The organism is Salmonella sp. NW177 (genome assembly GCF_051811585.1).
Lineage (GTDB): Bacteria > Pseudomonadota > Gammaproteobacteria > Enterobacterales > Enterobacteriaceae > Salmonella > Salmonella enterica.
Genome location: NZ_JAMMZV010000010.1, coordinates 78,756 through 93,258, shown reverse-complemented (window position 1 = coordinate 93,258; position 14,503 = coordinate 78,756). Strand labels below are relative to the sequence as shown.

Below are 14,503 nucleotides of genomic sequence, written 5' to 3'. Positions count from 1 at the left end.
GCACTATCTGATAAAAATGTTTTCGATGAGTGTTACCAGGGATAGATCTGCGCCAGCAGTTCCCAGGCGAGGAGAAAGAGTGAAATCGAACAAGCAGGTTACTGCCGCTACGATGAAGGATGTTGCGTTGAAGGCGAAAGTCTCTACGGCAACCGTATCCCGCGCGTTAATGAACCCCGATAAAGTCTCCCAGTCGACCCGTAGCCGGGTTGAACAGGCCGCGCTTGAAGTGGGTTATTTCCCGCAGTCGATGGGGCGAAATGTAAAACGCAATGAATCCCGTACGATTCTGGTGATTGTCCCGGATATTTGCGATCCCTTCTTCAGTGAAATTATCCGCGGTATCGAAGTGACCGCGGCAGAACAGGGGTATCTGGTGCTGATTGGCGATTGCGCCCATCAAAACCAGAAAGAAAAAACCTTTCTTAATCTCATCATCACCAAACAGATCGACGGCATGGTACTTCTCAGTTCCCGACTGCCCTTTGACGCCAGCGTTGAGGAGCAGCGCAATTTGCCTCCGATGGTGATGTCGAATGAGTTTGCGCCGGAGCTTGAACTGCCGACGGTACATATCGATAACCTGACCGCCGCGTTCAATGCCATGAACTACCTGTTGGATTTGGGCCACAAGCGGATTGGTTGTATTGCGGGGCCGGAAGATATGCCGCTCTGTCACTATCGCTTACAAGGTTACGTACAGGCATTAAGACGCAGTGGCATTGTGGTCGATCCGCATTACATCGCCCGTGGCGACTTTACCTACGAAGCCGGGGCAAACGCATTAAAGCAGCTGCTTGAGCAACCGTTGCCGCCTACCGCCGTCTTTTGTCATAGCGACGTAATGGCGCTGGGCGCCCTCTCCTGGGCCAAGCGCCAGGGTCTGAAAGTACCTGACGATCTGTCGATTATTGGCTTTGACAATATCGCGCTGGCCGAGTTTTGCGACCCTCCGTTGACAACCGTGGCGCAGCCGCGTTTTGACATTGGTCGCGAGGCGATGCTGCTGTTGCTCGATCAGATGCAGGGGCAAAATGTGAGCAGCGGCTCGCGTTTAATGGATTGCGAGCTGATTATTCGCGGTTCTACGCGCGCTTTACCCTAAAGTAAATAGCTTTAAGACTCACCTGTCTGGTCAAAGGCCCGCCGCTTCAGTAACATGACGGGCTGACGAACGAATAAATACAGCGAAACGATAGTGGCACAACGAGATTATGTACGTCGCGGCCAACCGGCTCCTTCGCGGCGCAAAAAGAGCACCTCACGGAACTCACGGAAGAAGCAAAGCAACATGCCTGCCGTCTCGCCGGCAATGGTCGCGATTGCGGCAGCCGTCCTTGTGACCTTTATCGGCGGTCTGTACTTCATTACTCACCATAAGAAAGAAGAGTCCGAAACGCTACAAAACCAGAAAGTCACCGGCAATGGGCTTCCGCCAAAACCGGAAGAACGCTGGCGTTACATCAAAGAGCTGGAAAGTCGCCAGCCGGGCGTGCGTACGCCAACGGAACCGTCCGCCGGCGGCGAAGTCATGAATCCGAATCAGCTCACCAGCGAACAGCGTCAACTCCTGGAGCAGATGCAGGCGGATATGCGTCAGCAGCCAACGCAACTTAACGAAGTGCCGTGGAACGAGCAGACGCCAGAACAACGCCAGCAAACGCTACAGCGCCAGCGTCAGGCGCAGCAGCAGTGGGCTCAAACGCAGCCTGTTCAGCAACCACGTACGCAGCCGCGGGTAAACGAGCAGCCGCAAACACGCACGGTACAGTCCGCCCCGGCGCAACCCGCGCGCCAAAGTCAGCCGCCGAAGCAGACGGCCTCGCAGCAACCTTATCAGGATTTGCTGCAAACGCCGGCGCATACCAGCGCGGCAGCGCCAAAAGCCGCGCCAATTACGCGCGCGCCTGAAGCGCCGAAGGCGACAGCAGAGAAAAAAGATGAACGTCGCTGGATGGTGCAATGTGGTTCATTCAAAGGCGCCGAGCAGGCAGAAAGCGTCCGCGCTCAGCTGGCGTTTGAAGGCTTTGACTCCAAAATTACCACCAATAACGGCTGGAATCGCGTGGTTATCGGGCCGGTGAAAGGTAAAGAAAATGCCGACAGCACCATTAACCGTCTGAAGATGGCGGGCCATACAAACTGCATTCGACTCGCCACCGGGGGTTGAAACCCTCAAAATCTCCCCCATCTATACTTGCATTATGCCCCGTACGCCGTACGGGGCCGCAATTCAGCATTAGTAACCAAGGGGTCTGCTCGTGACAACAATAGTAAGCGTACGCCGTAACGGCCACGTGGTAATCGCCGGTGATGGTCAGGCCACACTGGGTAACACAGTAATGAAAGGCAACGTGAAGAAAGTCCGCCGCCTCTACAACGACAAGGTCATTGCGGGCTTTGCGGGCGGTACTGCGGATGCATTCACGCTGTTCGAGCTGTTTGAACGTAAACTGGAAATGCATCAAGGGCACCTGGTCAAAGCCGCCGTTGAACTGGCGAAAGACTGGCGTACCGACCGTATGCTACGCAAACTGGAAGCGTTGCTGGCCGTCGCGGATGAAACCGCCTCGCTCATCATCACGGGTAACGGCGATGTCGTGCAACCTGAAAACGATTTAATTGCTATCGGCTCCGGCGGTCCTTATGCCCAGGCTGCCGCTCGCGCTCTGTTGGAAAATACCGAGCTCGGCGCGCGCGAAATTGCTGAAAAGGCGTTGGATATTGCAGGCGATATCTGCATTTACACCAACCATTTCCACACCATTGAAGAATTGACCGCCAAAGCGTAAGGACCTCTCATGTCTGAAATGACCCCACGCGAAATTGTCAGCGAACTGAACAAACACATTATCGGCCAGGATAACGCAAAGCGTTCCGTGGCGATTGCATTGCGTAACCGCTGGCGTCGTATGCAGCTTGATGAAGAGCTGCGCCACGAAGTAACGCCGAAAAATATTCTGATGATTGGCCCGACCGGCGTCGGTAAAACCGAAATCGCCCGTCGTCTGGCAAAACTCGCCAACGCGCCGTTCATTAAAGTCGAAGCCACCAAATTCACCGAAGTGGGCTACGTCGGGAAAGAAGTGGACTCTATCATCCGCGATCTGACCGATGCCGCTGTGAAAATGGTTCGCGTACAGGCTATCGAGAAAAACCGCTATCGTGCGGAGGAGTTGGCGGAAGAGCGTATTCTCGACGTACTGATCCCACCCGCAAAAAATAACTGGGGCCAGGCCGAACAGCAGCAGGAGCCTTCTGCCGCCCGTCAAACGTTCCGCAAAAAACTGCGCGAAGGCCAGCTCGACGATAAAGAGATCGAGATTAACCTCGCCGCCGCGCCGATGGGCGTAGAGATTATGGCGCCTCCGGGCATGGAAGAGATGACCAGCCAGTTGCAGTCTATGTTCCAGAACCTGGGCGGTCAGAAACAGAAACCGCGTAAGCTGAAAATTAAAGACGCGATGAAACTGTTGGTTGAAGAAGAGGCTGCTAAGCTGGTCAACCCGGAAGAGCTGAAACAGGACGCTATCGACGCGGTTGAACAGCACGGCATCGTGTTTATCGATGAAATTGACAAAATTTGTAAGCGTGGCGAAACCTCCGGCCCGGATGTTTCACGCGAAGGCGTACAGCGCGACTTACTGCCGCTGGTAGAAGGCTGCACGGTTTCGACCAAACACGGGATGGTCAAAACGGATCATATTCTGTTTATCGCCTCTGGCGCGTTCCAGGTGGCGAAGCCGTCTGATCTGATCCCGGAACTGCAGGGCCGCCTGCCGATTCGCGTTGAGCTTCAGGCGCTGACCACCAGCGATTTCGAACGCATTTTGACCGAGCCAAACGCCTCCGTCACCGTGCAGTATAAAGCGCTGATGGCAACTGAAGGCGTCAATATCGAGTTCACCGATTCCGGTATTAAACGTATTGCCGAAGCCGCCTGGCAGGTTAACGAAACCACCGAAAACATCGGCGCGCGCCGTCTGCATACCGTACTGGAGCGTCTGATGGAAGAAATTTCCTATAACGCCAGCGATCTGCACGGCCAAAACATCACAATTGATGCGGAATATGTGAGCAAACATCTGGATGCGCTGGTCGCAGATGAAGATCTAAGCCGTTTTATCTTATAATCGCGTCCAATGCATTTTCATCACTGTTGATGGGGCTGAAAAGCCCCATTTTTATTGGCGCTAAATATGACTGAACAACAACAAATTAGCCGCACCCAGGCCTGGCTGGAAAGCTTACGACCCAAAACCTTACCCCTCGCCTTCGCGGCGATTATCGTCGGTACGGCCCTGGCATGGTGGCAAGGCTATTTCGATCCTCTGGTCGCGCTGCTGGCCCTTATCACCGCCGGGCTGCTGCAAATTTTATCCAACCTCGCCAACGATTATGGCGACGCTGTCAAAGGCAGCGATAAACCGGATCGCATCGGGCCGCTGCGGGGGATGCAAAAAGGCGTCATCACCCGACAGGAGATGAAGCGGGCGTTAATCATTACCGTCGTGCTGATCTGTATCTCCGGACTGGCGCTGGTGGCGGTCGCGTGCCATACGTTAACCGATTTTGTCGGCTTCCTGATTTTGGGCGGGCTGTCGATTATCGCCGCCATCACCTACACCGTGGGTAATCGGCCCTACGGCTATATCGGGCTGGGTGATATCTCTGTCCTGGTATTCTTTGGCTGGCTAAGTGTCATGGGGAGCTGGTATCTCCAGGCGCATACGCTGATTCCGGCGCTGATTCTCCCGGCCACCGCCTGCGGTTTACTGGCGACGGCGGTGCTGAATATTAATAACCTGCGCGATATTAATAGCGACAGAGAGAACGGCAAAAACACCCTTGTAGTACGACTGGGCGATGTCAACGCGCGTCGTTATCACGCCTGCCTGTTGCTAGGCGCGCTGCTCTGTCTGGCGCTGTTTAATCTGCTCTCGCTACACAGTCCGTGGGGATGGTTGTTTATTCTGGCCGCGCCCTTGCTCATTAAACAAGCGCGCTACGTAATGCGCGAAAGGGAGCCTGCGGCAATGCGCCCGATGCTTGAACGTACCGTTAAAGGCGCGTTGTTAACCAACCTGTTATTTGTGATTGGGATACTCTTAAGTCAGTGGGCCGTTTAACTGACAAATATCAATTAACAATTGATGATTTTGCCAACAGTATACTTAGCGCGATATACTAAAAATTCTCGCAGCAACTGAACGTTAAGCCTATGAAATACGATACTTCCGAGCTTTGTGACATCTATCAGGAAGATGTCAACGTCGTGGAACCGCTGTTCTCTAATTTTGGAGGGCGGTCGTCGTTTGGCGGACAAATCATCACGGTAAAATGTTTCGAGGACAACGGGTTGCTGTACGATCTGCTCGAACAAAATGGCCGTGGTCGGGTTCTGCTGGTCGATGGCGGCGGTTCTGTCCGCCGTGCATTAGTCGATGCGGAGCTGGCGCGTCTGGCCACGCAAAATGAATGGGAAGGGCTGGTTATCTATGGCGCGGTGCGTCAGGTGGACGATCTGGAAGAGCTGGATATCGGCATTCAGGCGATCGCCGCCATTCCGGTTGGCGCCGCAGGTGAAGGCATTGGGGAAAGCGATGTGCGCGTCAATTTCGGCGGCGTGACGTTCTTCTCCGGCGATCATCTCTATGCCGACAACACCGGGATTATCCTTTCCGAAGACCCGCTTGATATCGAGTGATCAAAAAAGGCGCCGTAAGGCGCCTTTTTTATGCGTTGTCGCTGATTGCCGGATGGCAGCTTACGCCTTATCCGGCCCACCGGTATCCGCATTCTAAATCCTCTATAGATTTCGCGTCAGGGCAAGGCGGCAAGTAAGTGAATCCCCAGGAGCATAGGCCGCTATGTGACTGGGGTGAACGCACGCAGCCAACGCCGCCATAACGTGAAATATGACGAGGATTAGACTTCTTCCATACGACCAAGCAGCGCCTGCAAACGTTCCTGCCAGCCGCTCTGCTGTTCCTTCAGAGAATTATTTTCACGCTCGAGTTCTTCACGCTGATGCTGTGCAGACTGCACTTCCTGCGTCAGGCTGTTGTTCTTTTCTTTCAGCTCTTCAATTTCCATCTGTAACAGGGTGATGGTGTCAATCGCCTGCTGTACTTTTGCTTCCAGTTTCTCAAACACTTCTAAAGACATGATCTTACCTCTCCTGAATTGCAAGGCGACGCTTCACGTAAACGCGCACAATATATAGTGTCGATTGTATGAAGCCCCGCTCTCGCTGTCCAGCGACATACCGCGTAGATCGCGGTTTGCAGCAATTTTCATCCATCTCCTGGTAACATTCATTCAATAACTTAAAAGTGTTAACATATTGGTTAATGAAATGATTCAATTCACTCTCTTCTGCTGTCTCAAAATGCGCCTCATGGCGCGATAACGCTCATTTTATTGACGCAGTACACACATTTTGATTTCGATATTTCTCGTTTTTGCTCGTTAACGATAAATTAACAGTGTGCCTACAGGGCATCGTGGATGTCCATGACTTCCTCGCATACCAATAATCATTACATACTCTTCAGGATCCGATTATGAGTCAAACATCAACCTTAAAAGGCCAGTGCATTGCTGAATTCCTCGGTACCGGGTTGTTGATTTTTTTCGGTGTGGGTTGTGTCGCTGCGCTTAAAGTTGCCGGAGCTACTTTTGGACAGTGGGAAATCAGCGTCATCTGGGGTCTGGGAGTAGCGATGGCTATCTACCTGACGGCAGGTGTTTCTGGCGCACACCTGAACCCGGCAGTGACCATCGCACTCTGGCTATTTGCCTGTTTCGACAAACGTAAAGTTGTTCCTTTTATTATTTCTCAAGTTGCCGGCGCCTTTTGCGCAGCGGCGTTAGTTTACGGGCTTTATTACAATCTTTTTGTGGACTTCGAACAAACCCACCATATCGTCCGTGGCAGCGTTGAAAGTCTCGATCTCGCAGGCATTTTCTCAACTTACCCGAATCCTCATATCAATTTTGTGCAGGCCTTCGCGGTTGAAATGGTGATTACCGCTATTCTGATGGGGCTGATTCTGGCGCTGACCGACGACGGTAACGGCGTACCTCGCGGTCCGCTTGCGCCACTGCTCATTGGTTTACTGATCGCCGTTATCGGTGCCTCTATGGGGCCGTTGACCGGGTTTGCGATGAATCCGGCGCGTGACTTTGGCCCCAAAATGTTCGCCGGGCTTGCCGGTTGGGGTGAAATTGCGTTTACCGGCGGTAGAGACATTCCTTACTTCCTGGTGCCGCTGTTTGGCCCCATCGTCGGCGCCATTCTGGGCGCGTTTGCTTATCGCAAATTTATTGGCCGTCATTTGCCGTGCGATACCTGCGTCGTGGAAGAGAAGGACTCCACCGCGACCACACAACAAAATGCTTCGCTGTAATCTGATTACGGGACAAAATTATGACTGAAAAAAAATATATCGTTGCGCTCGACCAGGGTACCACCAGCTCCCGCGCGGTCGTTATGGATCATGACGCGAATATCGTCAGCGTATCACAGCGTGAATTTGAGCAAATTTATCCTAAGCCAGGCTGGGTAGAACACGACCCGATGGAAATTTGGGCGTCCCAAAGCTCAACGCTGGTAGAAGTGCTGGCTAAGGCCGATATCAGTTCCGATCAGATTGCCGCTATCGGTATCACCAACCAACGTGAAACCGCGATCGTCTGGGAACGTGAAACCGGCAAACCGATATACAACGCTATTGTCTGGCAGTGCCGTCGTACCGCCGATATTTGCGAACAGCTTAAACGCGACGGTCTGGAAGATTACATCCGCGACAATACCGGTCTGGTCGTCGACCCGTACTTCTCTGGCACTAAAGTGAAATGGATCCTTGACCATGTGGAAGGTTCGCGCGAACGCGCGAAGCGTGGCGAGCTGCTGTTCGGTACGGTGGATACCTGGCTTATCTGGAAGATGACGCAGGGCCGCGTCCACGTTACGGATTACACCAACGCCTCACGAACCATGCTGTTCAACATCCATGATTTGGACTGGGACGATAAGATGCTGGACGTGCTGGATATCCCACGCGCGATGCTGCCCCAGGTACGTAAGTCCTCCGAAGTCTACGGTCAGACCAATATTGGCGGTAAAGGCGGTACACGTATTCCTATCGCCGGGATTGCCGGGGATCAGCAGGCCGCGCTCTTCGGCCAACTGTGCGTAAAGGAAGGAATGGCAAAGAACACCTACGGCACCGGCTGCTTTATGCTGATGAACACCGGCGAGAAAGCGGTAAAATCGGAAAACGGCCTGCTGACCACCATCGCCTGCGGCCCAAGCGGCGAAGTCAACTATGCGCTGGAAGGCGCGGTGTTTATGGCGGGAGCGTCCATTCAATGGCTGCGTGATGAAATGAAGCTCATCAGCGACGCATTCGACTCCGAATATTTCGCCACGAAAGTGAAAGATACCAACGGTGTCTACGTGGTTCCGGCCTTCACAGGTCTGGGCGCGCCGTACTGGGATCCGTATGCCCGCGGCGCCATTTTTGGCCTGACCCGCGGCGTGAACTCTAATCACATTATCCGCGCGACGCTCGAATCCATCGCTTACCAGACCCGCGACGTACTGGAAGCGATGCAGGCCGACTCCGGTATCCGCCTGCACGCTCTGCGTGTGGACGGCGGCGCAGTGGCCAACAACTTCCTGATGCAGTTCCAGTCAGATATTCTCGGCACGCGGGTGGAACGCCCGGAAGTGCGCGAAGTGACCGCGCTGGGCGCCGCCTATCTGGCTGGTCTGGCCGTCGGTTACTGGCAGAACCTGGACGAGCTGCAGGAAAAAGCCGTCATTGAGCGAGAATTCCGCCCCGGTATTGAAACCACCGAGCGTAACTACCGTTACAGCGGCTGGAAGAAAGCGGTTAAACGCGCAATGGCGTGGGAAGATCACGACAAGTAAGGTCGCCATCCGGCAGAATCTTTGTGCGGGGGCAACTCCGCACACACATCAATTATTCCCTCCTTCCCCTGTGCTACACTGCGCGCCACTCCTTTTTGCTACGAGTTTGTTATGAGACGAGAACTTGCCATCGAATTTTCCCGTGTGACCGAAGCGGCGGCGCTGGCTGGCTACAAATGGCTGGGACGCGGCGATAAAAATACCGCGGACGGCGCGGCGGTCAACGCCATGCGTATCATGCTCAACCAGGTCAACATTGACGGCACCATCGTGATTGGCGAAGGCGAAATCGACGAGGCCCCAATGCTCTATATCGGCGAGAAAGTCGGTACCGGCCACGGCGATGCGGTAGATATCGCCGTCGATCCGATTGAGGGCACGCGCATGACGGCGATGGGTCAGGCGAACGCGCTGGCGGTGCTGGCGGTCGGCGATAAAGGCTGCTTCCTGAATGCGCCCGATATGTATATGGAAAAACTGATTGTCGGTCCGGGCGCCAAAGGGGCGATCGATCTCAATCTGCCGCTGGCGGATAACCTGCGCAACATCGCGGATGCGCTGGGTAAACCGCTTGGCGATCTGACCGTGACCATTCTGGCAAAACCGCGTCATGACGAGGTTATCGCAGAGATGGCTAAACTGGGCGTACGCGTGTTTGCCATTCCTGACGGCGACGTCGCGGCCTCAATTCTGACCTGTATGCCGGATAGTGAAGTCGACGTGCTGTACGGGATTGGCGGCGCACCAGAAGGCGTAGTATCCGCAGCGGTGATCCGCGCGCTGGACGGCGATATGCAGGGGCGTCTGCTGGCGCGCCATGACGTGAAAGGCGACAGCGAAGAAAACCGCCGCATTGGCGAACAGGAACTGGCGCGCTGCAAAGCAATGGGCATTGAAGCGGGCAAGGCGTTATGCCTGGGCGACATGGCGCGTAGCGATAACGTTATTTTCTCCGCGACCGGCATCACGAAAGGCGATCTGCTGGAAGGAATTAGCCGGAAAGGCCATATTGCCACGACGGAAACACTGCTGATCCGCGGCAAATCACGCACTATCCGCCGCATTCAGTCGATCCACTATCTTGATCGTAAAGATCCGGATGTACAGGCGCATATCCTCTAGCGCATTTGTTAGTTAGAGCCTTCCAGCCTCGCGGGGCTGGAAATCTTTCTCCTGACGAACGAAGATAAGGTTAGCGATTCAGAACAGGAGAAAACCATGGCCGATTGGGTAACAGGTAAAGTCACTAAGGTGCAAAACTGGACTGACGCACTGTTCAGCCTGACCGTTCACGCCCCCATTAATCCTTTTACTGCAGGCCAATTTACCAAACTCGGACTGGAGATCGATGGCGAGCGCGTTCAGCGCGCGTATTCCTATGTGAATGCGCCTGACAATCCGAATTTAGAGTTTTATCTGGTGACCGTTCCGCAAGGAAAGCTCAGCCCGCGGCTGGCGGCGCTAAAACCTGGCGATGAGGTACAAGTGGTCAGCGACGCGTCGGGTTTCTTTGTACTGGATGAAGTGCCTGACTGCGAGACGCTATGGATGCTGGCGACCGGAACCGCTATTGGCCCGTATTTGTCTATTCTGCAATATGGCCAGGATGTCGCGCGCTTTAAAAATCTGGTCTTAGTCCACGCCGCACGCTTCGCCGCCGATTTAAGCTATCTGCCGCTAATGCTGGAACTGCAACAGCGTTATGAAGGCAAGCTGCGCATCCAAACGGTGGTCAGCCGGGAGAGCGTGCCAGGCTCGCTTACCGGACGCGTGCCAGCGCTCATTGAAAACGGCGAGCTGGAAAAAGCCGTTGGGTTGCCGATGGATAAAGAGACCAGCCACGTCATGCTATGCGGTAACCCGCAGATGGTGCGCGATACGCAGCAACTGCTGAAAGAGACCCGACAGATGACTAAACATCTGCGCCGCCGACCGGGGCATATGACGGCTGAACATTACTGGTGATGTTTTACCGAATGGCGGCTAGGGCTTATCCAGCCTGCAAATCATCACCAATCTGTAGGCCCGGTAAGCGTCAGCGCCACCGGGCAAATTACGGTTTACCGCCCGTTCACGGTTCTGCTTTAAACTTCACGTCCTGTGTCGCTTTCCCAAACTTATTTTCCCCCTGAACACCGACAAACGCGCCCAGATCGATAAGCATCATCACCAGGATCAGCGTCGGAATAAATCGCCCGACGACCCACTGCCACATCCCCGGCAGCATCACCCAGTTTCCGGCCAGCAGCATCCACGCCAGAATCATCAGCAACGCCCACGCGCCGGATCGCCCCCGGTCATGCAGACGTTTGACCATGACGGCGGCGGTCGGCCACAGCAGGCACACCAGGCAAAATGCCGCCGTTTGGATATCAAGCAGATTTTTCCCCGCCAGCGAAAATAGCGCCAGCATCCCGGCAAACCAGAGGCCGATCCAAATCCAGAAATCACGGCGTCCGATACGCCCTTTAAATGAGAATAACCATTGCTGTATGGTCATGTAAGTTCCTTATATTTTGCCTTCCGCTACAGTTTACCCTTTTGACAAGCCCGACAGTTATCGTTTTAATCGTGAGCAGTCCTAACGAAAGGTAAGATTGATGAAGCCAGGATGTACTCTGTTTTTACTGTTGTTTTCTGCTCTCACCGCCAGCATAACGGCGCACGCGCAGCTCTCTTCATCGACCACGACAGCGCCCTATTTGCTGGCGGGCTCGCCAACCTTTGATCTTTCTATTAGCCAGTTTCGTGAGAACTTTAACCGCCAGAATCCCGATCTGCCGCTCAATGAATTTCGCGCCATTGAGAATAGCCGCGATAAGGCGAACCTGACCCGCGCCGCCAGTAAGATTAACGAAAATCTGTATGCCTCCACGGCGCTGGAGCGCGGTACGCTCAAAGTGAAAAGTATGCAGATTACCTGGCTGCCCATTCAGGGGCCGGAACAGAAAGCGGCGAAAGCGAAAGCGCTGGAATATATGGCCGCCATTATTCGCACTGTCGCCCCGTTGCTGACAAAAGAGCAAAGCCAGAAAAAACTGCAAAAGATGCTTATCGCCGGTAAAGGTAAACACTATTACGCCGAGACCGAAGGCGCGGTACGTTATGTTGTCGCAGATAATGGCGAAAAGGGGCTGACCTTCGCGGTTGAACCGATTAAGCTGGCGTTATCTGAAAATCTGGAAGGGGCGAATTGATGACAAAAAGCAAAGCCTTTCCGGGGATGAATCTCTATACTGTTTCACAGACCATGCTGCTCTGACGAGCGGCCATCTTCCTTAATTCGCTGACTAAGCGTGGAGAAATGAAATGCGACATCCTTTAGTGATGGGTAACTGGAAACTGAACGGCAGCCGCCACATGGTAAACGAACTGGTGGCTAACCTGCGTAAAGAACTGACGGGCGTAGCAGGCTGCGACGTGGCAATCGCTCCGCCGGAAATGTATATCGATCTGGCGAAACGCGCTGCTGCCGGTAGCCACATTATGCTGGGCGCGCAGAACGTTGATCTGAATCTGTCTGGCGCATTCACCGGTGAAACTTCGGCTGAAATGCTGAAGGATATCGGCGCGCAGTACATTATTATCGGCCACTCCGAGCGTCGTACTTATCACAAAGAATCTGACGAGCTGATCGCCAAAAAATTCGCCGTACTGAAAGAACAAGGTCTGACGCCGGTACTGTGCATCGGTGAAACCGAAGCGGAAAACGAAGCGGGCAAAACAGAAGAAGTATGCGCACGCCAGATCGACGCGGTACTGAAAACGCAGGGCGCGGCAGCCTTTGAAGGCGCGGTTATCGCTTACGAACCCGTATGGGCGATCGGTACCGGTAAATCTGCAACTCCTGCGCAAGCTCAGGCAGTGCACAAATTCATCCGTGACCACATTGCTAAAGCTGACGCGAAAATCGCTGAACAGGTTATTATCCAGTACGGCGGTTCTGTTAATGCGTCCAACGCCGCCGAACTGTTCGCGCAGCCGGACATCGACGGCGCGCTGGTAGGCGGCGCTTCTCTGAAAGCTGATGCCTTCGCGGTGATCGTGAAAGCAGCAGAAGCTGCTAAAAAAGCGTAATTCGCTTTAGCGGGTCTTTCCCCGGTCGCGCTTCGCAACCGGGGTTATCGCCTGGTAGCCCGGACAGGTGCGTAGCACCGCCTCCGGGAAAATCCCCAAGCGGAACAGGCTACAGTTTCCCCAACGCCTGATACCACAGGTAGTCCAGCGGCAGCAGAATCAAATAGCTCACCACCGCTAGCGCGATACATAACAGCATTCCCGCCCGCGCAGGAACTTTCCCTAGTCCCATCGCCACCACAATCGGTGACGCCTGATACGGCAGCAGCGGCGTGGAATACCCCAGTACTTGAATCATGATCGCGCTCAATAGTGGAAAACCGGTAGCATCGGAAAAGCTCTGCGCGAAGGTGGTATACAGCGCCGGTACGCCATTAGCGGTCATAATAAAGTTCAGCGCGCTGGTAATTCCGGTCAGCGCGAGGAAGCTGGTAAACGGACTCTCTTTATCCAGCGGCATAATATGCAGCAGCGCATTTCCCACGACGCTGCCAATACCCGTGTGAGTGACGGTGATCGCCAGCCCCAGAATCCCGGCGACGTAAATACAGGTACGGATATTCACGCCGCTGGAAAACTCGTCGCCGTTGATAAAACCAACGCGCGGCAGAAGCGTTATCACCGCCGCCGCCAGCCCCGTCCAGGCTGGCCCCACGCCGTGCCAGCTTTCAGTCACCCAGAGCGTCAACACCACCGCCAGCAGCCATGCCAGGCGCTTCTCATCATGGCTCATCGGCGGCAGCGGCGTCATGTCGCGCGGCGGATGCGGTTTACCGGGAAACAGCCAGCATATCAGCGCAATCAGTACCGCCCCTTTTAGCCAACCGAGCACCGGCGTATGCAGAAGTAAATAAGGTACATAATTCAGATGGATGCCGTATGAACCTTCCGCCGCGCCGCTCATCACCAGATTCGGGACGTTAGCAGGCAAAATGGTGGCCGACAGCTGGAAAGTACCGAATCCCACCGCCAGCGCCAGCCCATACCAACCGCGTGTGCCATCCTCAATCCCCGCGCGTTTCGCCATGGCCGCCACAATCGGCATCAGCAGCGCAATGCGCCCCATATTTGAAGGCATAACAAAGGCCAGGGCATAGCTGAGCAGCACCACGCTGCCAACCATCAGCGGCCAGGAATCGGTGAGGCGCGACGAGAGCGAGCGGGCCGCCCTGTCCGCCAGCCCGGTTTTGCGAATGGCGGTCCCCAGCACAAAGCCGCTGAATACCAGCCAGAAGGCTGATGAAGCAAAGCCGCCGAAAATCACCTCCGGCGGCGCGATTTTGACGATCATCGCGGCGGCAAAAAACAGCAGTGCGGTCATAAACTCCGGCAGTAGCGAAGTCGCCCACAGAAGGATAGTAACGCCAACGATGATGGACGGGAGGAACAGAGGATGGGACAACCAGAGCGACATACCTGTCTCCTGACGATTTTTTCAGCAAGAATACGACGGACAGTCAGGCAGGTAAACGCCAGATATAGTGG

The 14,503-nt window shown here is 54.5% G+C and carries 15 protein-coding genes; 12 read left to right on the top strand and 3 right to left on the bottom strand.

The window, feature by feature from the left end; translation table 11 throughout:
• The first annotated feature begins 79 nt into the window (after positions 1-79).
• From cytR to rraA, 6 genes are all read left to right on the top strand, one after another.
• The gene (gene cytR, locus NA986_RS22235) at positions 80-1,105 is read left to right on the top strand and encodes a DNA-binding transcriptional regulator CytR (RefSeq protein ID WP_000841339.1); all 1,026 of its coding nucleotides are present in this window, start codon (positions 80-82) and stop codon (positions 1,103-1,105) included.
• 93 nt (positions 1,106-1,198) lie between these two features.
• Positions 1,199-2,170 (top strand): cell division protein FtsN, encoded by a 972-nt coding sequence (gene ftsN, locus NA986_RS22230; protein ID WP_000068814.1) that lies wholly within the window; start codon positions 1,199-1,201, stop codon positions 2,168-2,170.
• Positions 2,171-2,261: 91 nt separating this feature from the next.
• Positions 2,262-2,792, top strand: a complete 531-nt coding sequence (gene hslV, locus NA986_RS22225; protein ID WP_000208240.1) for an ATP-dependent protease subunit HslV — start codon at positions 2,262-2,264, stop codon at positions 2,790-2,792.
• 9 nt (positions 2,793-2,801) lie between these two features.
• Positions 2,802-4,133 (top strand): HslU--HslV peptidase ATPase subunit, encoded by a 1,332-nt coding sequence (gene hslU / locus NA986_RS22220; protein WP_001293360.1) that lies wholly within the window; start codon positions 2,802-2,804, stop codon positions 4,131-4,133.
• A 66-nt stretch (positions 4,134-4,199) separates the two neighbouring features.
• Entirely contained in the window at positions 4,200-5,129 is a 930-nt protein-coding gene (gene menA, locus NA986_RS22215) for a 1,4-dihydroxy-2-naphthoate polyprenyltransferase (RefSeq protein WP_000139639.1), read from the top strand.
• A 92-nt stretch (positions 5,130-5,221) separates the two neighbouring features.
• Positions 5,222-5,707: a ribonuclease E activity regulator RraA gene (gene rraA / locus NA986_RS22210; RefSeq protein ID WP_000872918.1), complete on the top strand. Its 486-nt coding sequence runs from the start codon at positions 5,222-5,224 to the stop codon at positions 5,705-5,707.
• 221 nt (positions 5,708-5,928) lie between these two features.
• On the opposite strand, the gene zapB is transcribed toward rraA, so the two are convergent.
• Positions 5,929-6,168, bottom strand: coding sequence for a septal ring assembly protein ZapB (gene zapB / locus NA986_RS22205; RefSeq protein WP_000051370.1), 240 nt, complete (start codon positions 6,166-6,168; stop codon positions 5,929-5,931).
• Positions 6,169-6,566: 398 nt separating this feature from the next.
• On the opposite strand from zapB, the gene NA986_RS22200 reads away from it, so the two are divergent.
• From NA986_RS22200 to fpr, 4 genes are all read left to right on the top strand, one after another.
• Positions 6,567-7,412: an MIP/aquaporin family protein gene (locus tag NA986_RS22200; protein WP_000084285.1), complete on the top strand. Its 846-nt coding sequence runs from the start codon at positions 6,567-6,569 to the stop codon at positions 7,410-7,412.
• Between the two features lie 20 nt (positions 7,413-7,432).
• Positions 7,433-8,941 carry a glycerol kinase GlpK gene (glpK, locus tag NA986_RS22195; RefSeq protein WP_000136808.1) on the top strand — a complete coding sequence of 503 codons (1,509 nt, stop codon included), beginning with the start codon at positions 7,433-7,435 and terminating at the stop codon, positions 8,939-8,941.
• Between the two features lie 111 nt (positions 8,942-9,052).
• The gene (gene glpX / locus NA986_RS22190; protein ID WP_001250624.1) at positions 9,053-10,063 is read left to right on the top strand and encodes a class II fructose-bisphosphatase; all 1,011 of its coding nucleotides are present in this window, start codon (positions 9,053-9,055) and stop codon (positions 10,061-10,063) included.
• A gap of 96 nt (positions 10,064-10,159) precedes the next feature.
• Positions 10,160-10,906, top strand: coding sequence for a ferredoxin--NADP(+) reductase (fpr, locus tag NA986_RS22185; RefSeq protein ID WP_000796303.1), 747 nt, complete (start codon positions 10,160-10,162; stop codon positions 10,904-10,906).
• Between the two features lie 106 nt (positions 10,907-11,012).
• Here the strand turns inward: fpr and NA986_RS22180 are convergent, their stop codons facing one another.
• Positions 11,013-11,441, bottom strand: a complete 429-nt coding sequence (locus tag NA986_RS22180; RefSeq protein WP_000155237.1) for a DUF805 domain-containing protein — start codon at positions 11,439-11,441, stop codon at positions 11,013-11,015.
• 100 nt (positions 11,442-11,541) lie between these two features.
• Here NA986_RS22180 and NA986_RS22175 point away from each other — a divergent pair, with 100 nt between their 5' ends.
• Together NA986_RS22175 and tpiA are read left to right on the top strand one after the other, a co-directional pair.
• Positions 11,542-12,138, top strand: coding sequence for a YiiQ family protein (locus NA986_RS22175; RefSeq protein ID WP_000802241.1), 597 nt, complete (start codon positions 11,542-11,544; stop codon positions 12,136-12,138).
• A gap of 112 nt (positions 12,139-12,250) precedes the next feature.
• Positions 12,251-13,018 carry a triose-phosphate isomerase gene (gene tpiA / locus NA986_RS22170; RefSeq protein ID WP_017441865.1) on the top strand — a complete coding sequence of 256 codons (768 nt, stop codon included), beginning with the start codon at positions 12,251-12,253 and terminating at the stop codon, positions 13,016-13,018.
• 109 nt (positions 13,019-13,127) lie between these two features.
• Here tpiA and NA986_RS22165 read toward each other — a convergent pair whose 3' ends face one another.
• Positions 13,128-14,432: an SLC13 family permease gene (locus NA986_RS22165; RefSeq protein ID WP_023216596.1), complete on the bottom strand. Its 1,305-nt coding sequence runs from the start codon at positions 14,430-14,432 to the stop codon at positions 13,128-13,130.
• Positions 14,433-14,503 lie beyond the last annotated feature (71 nt).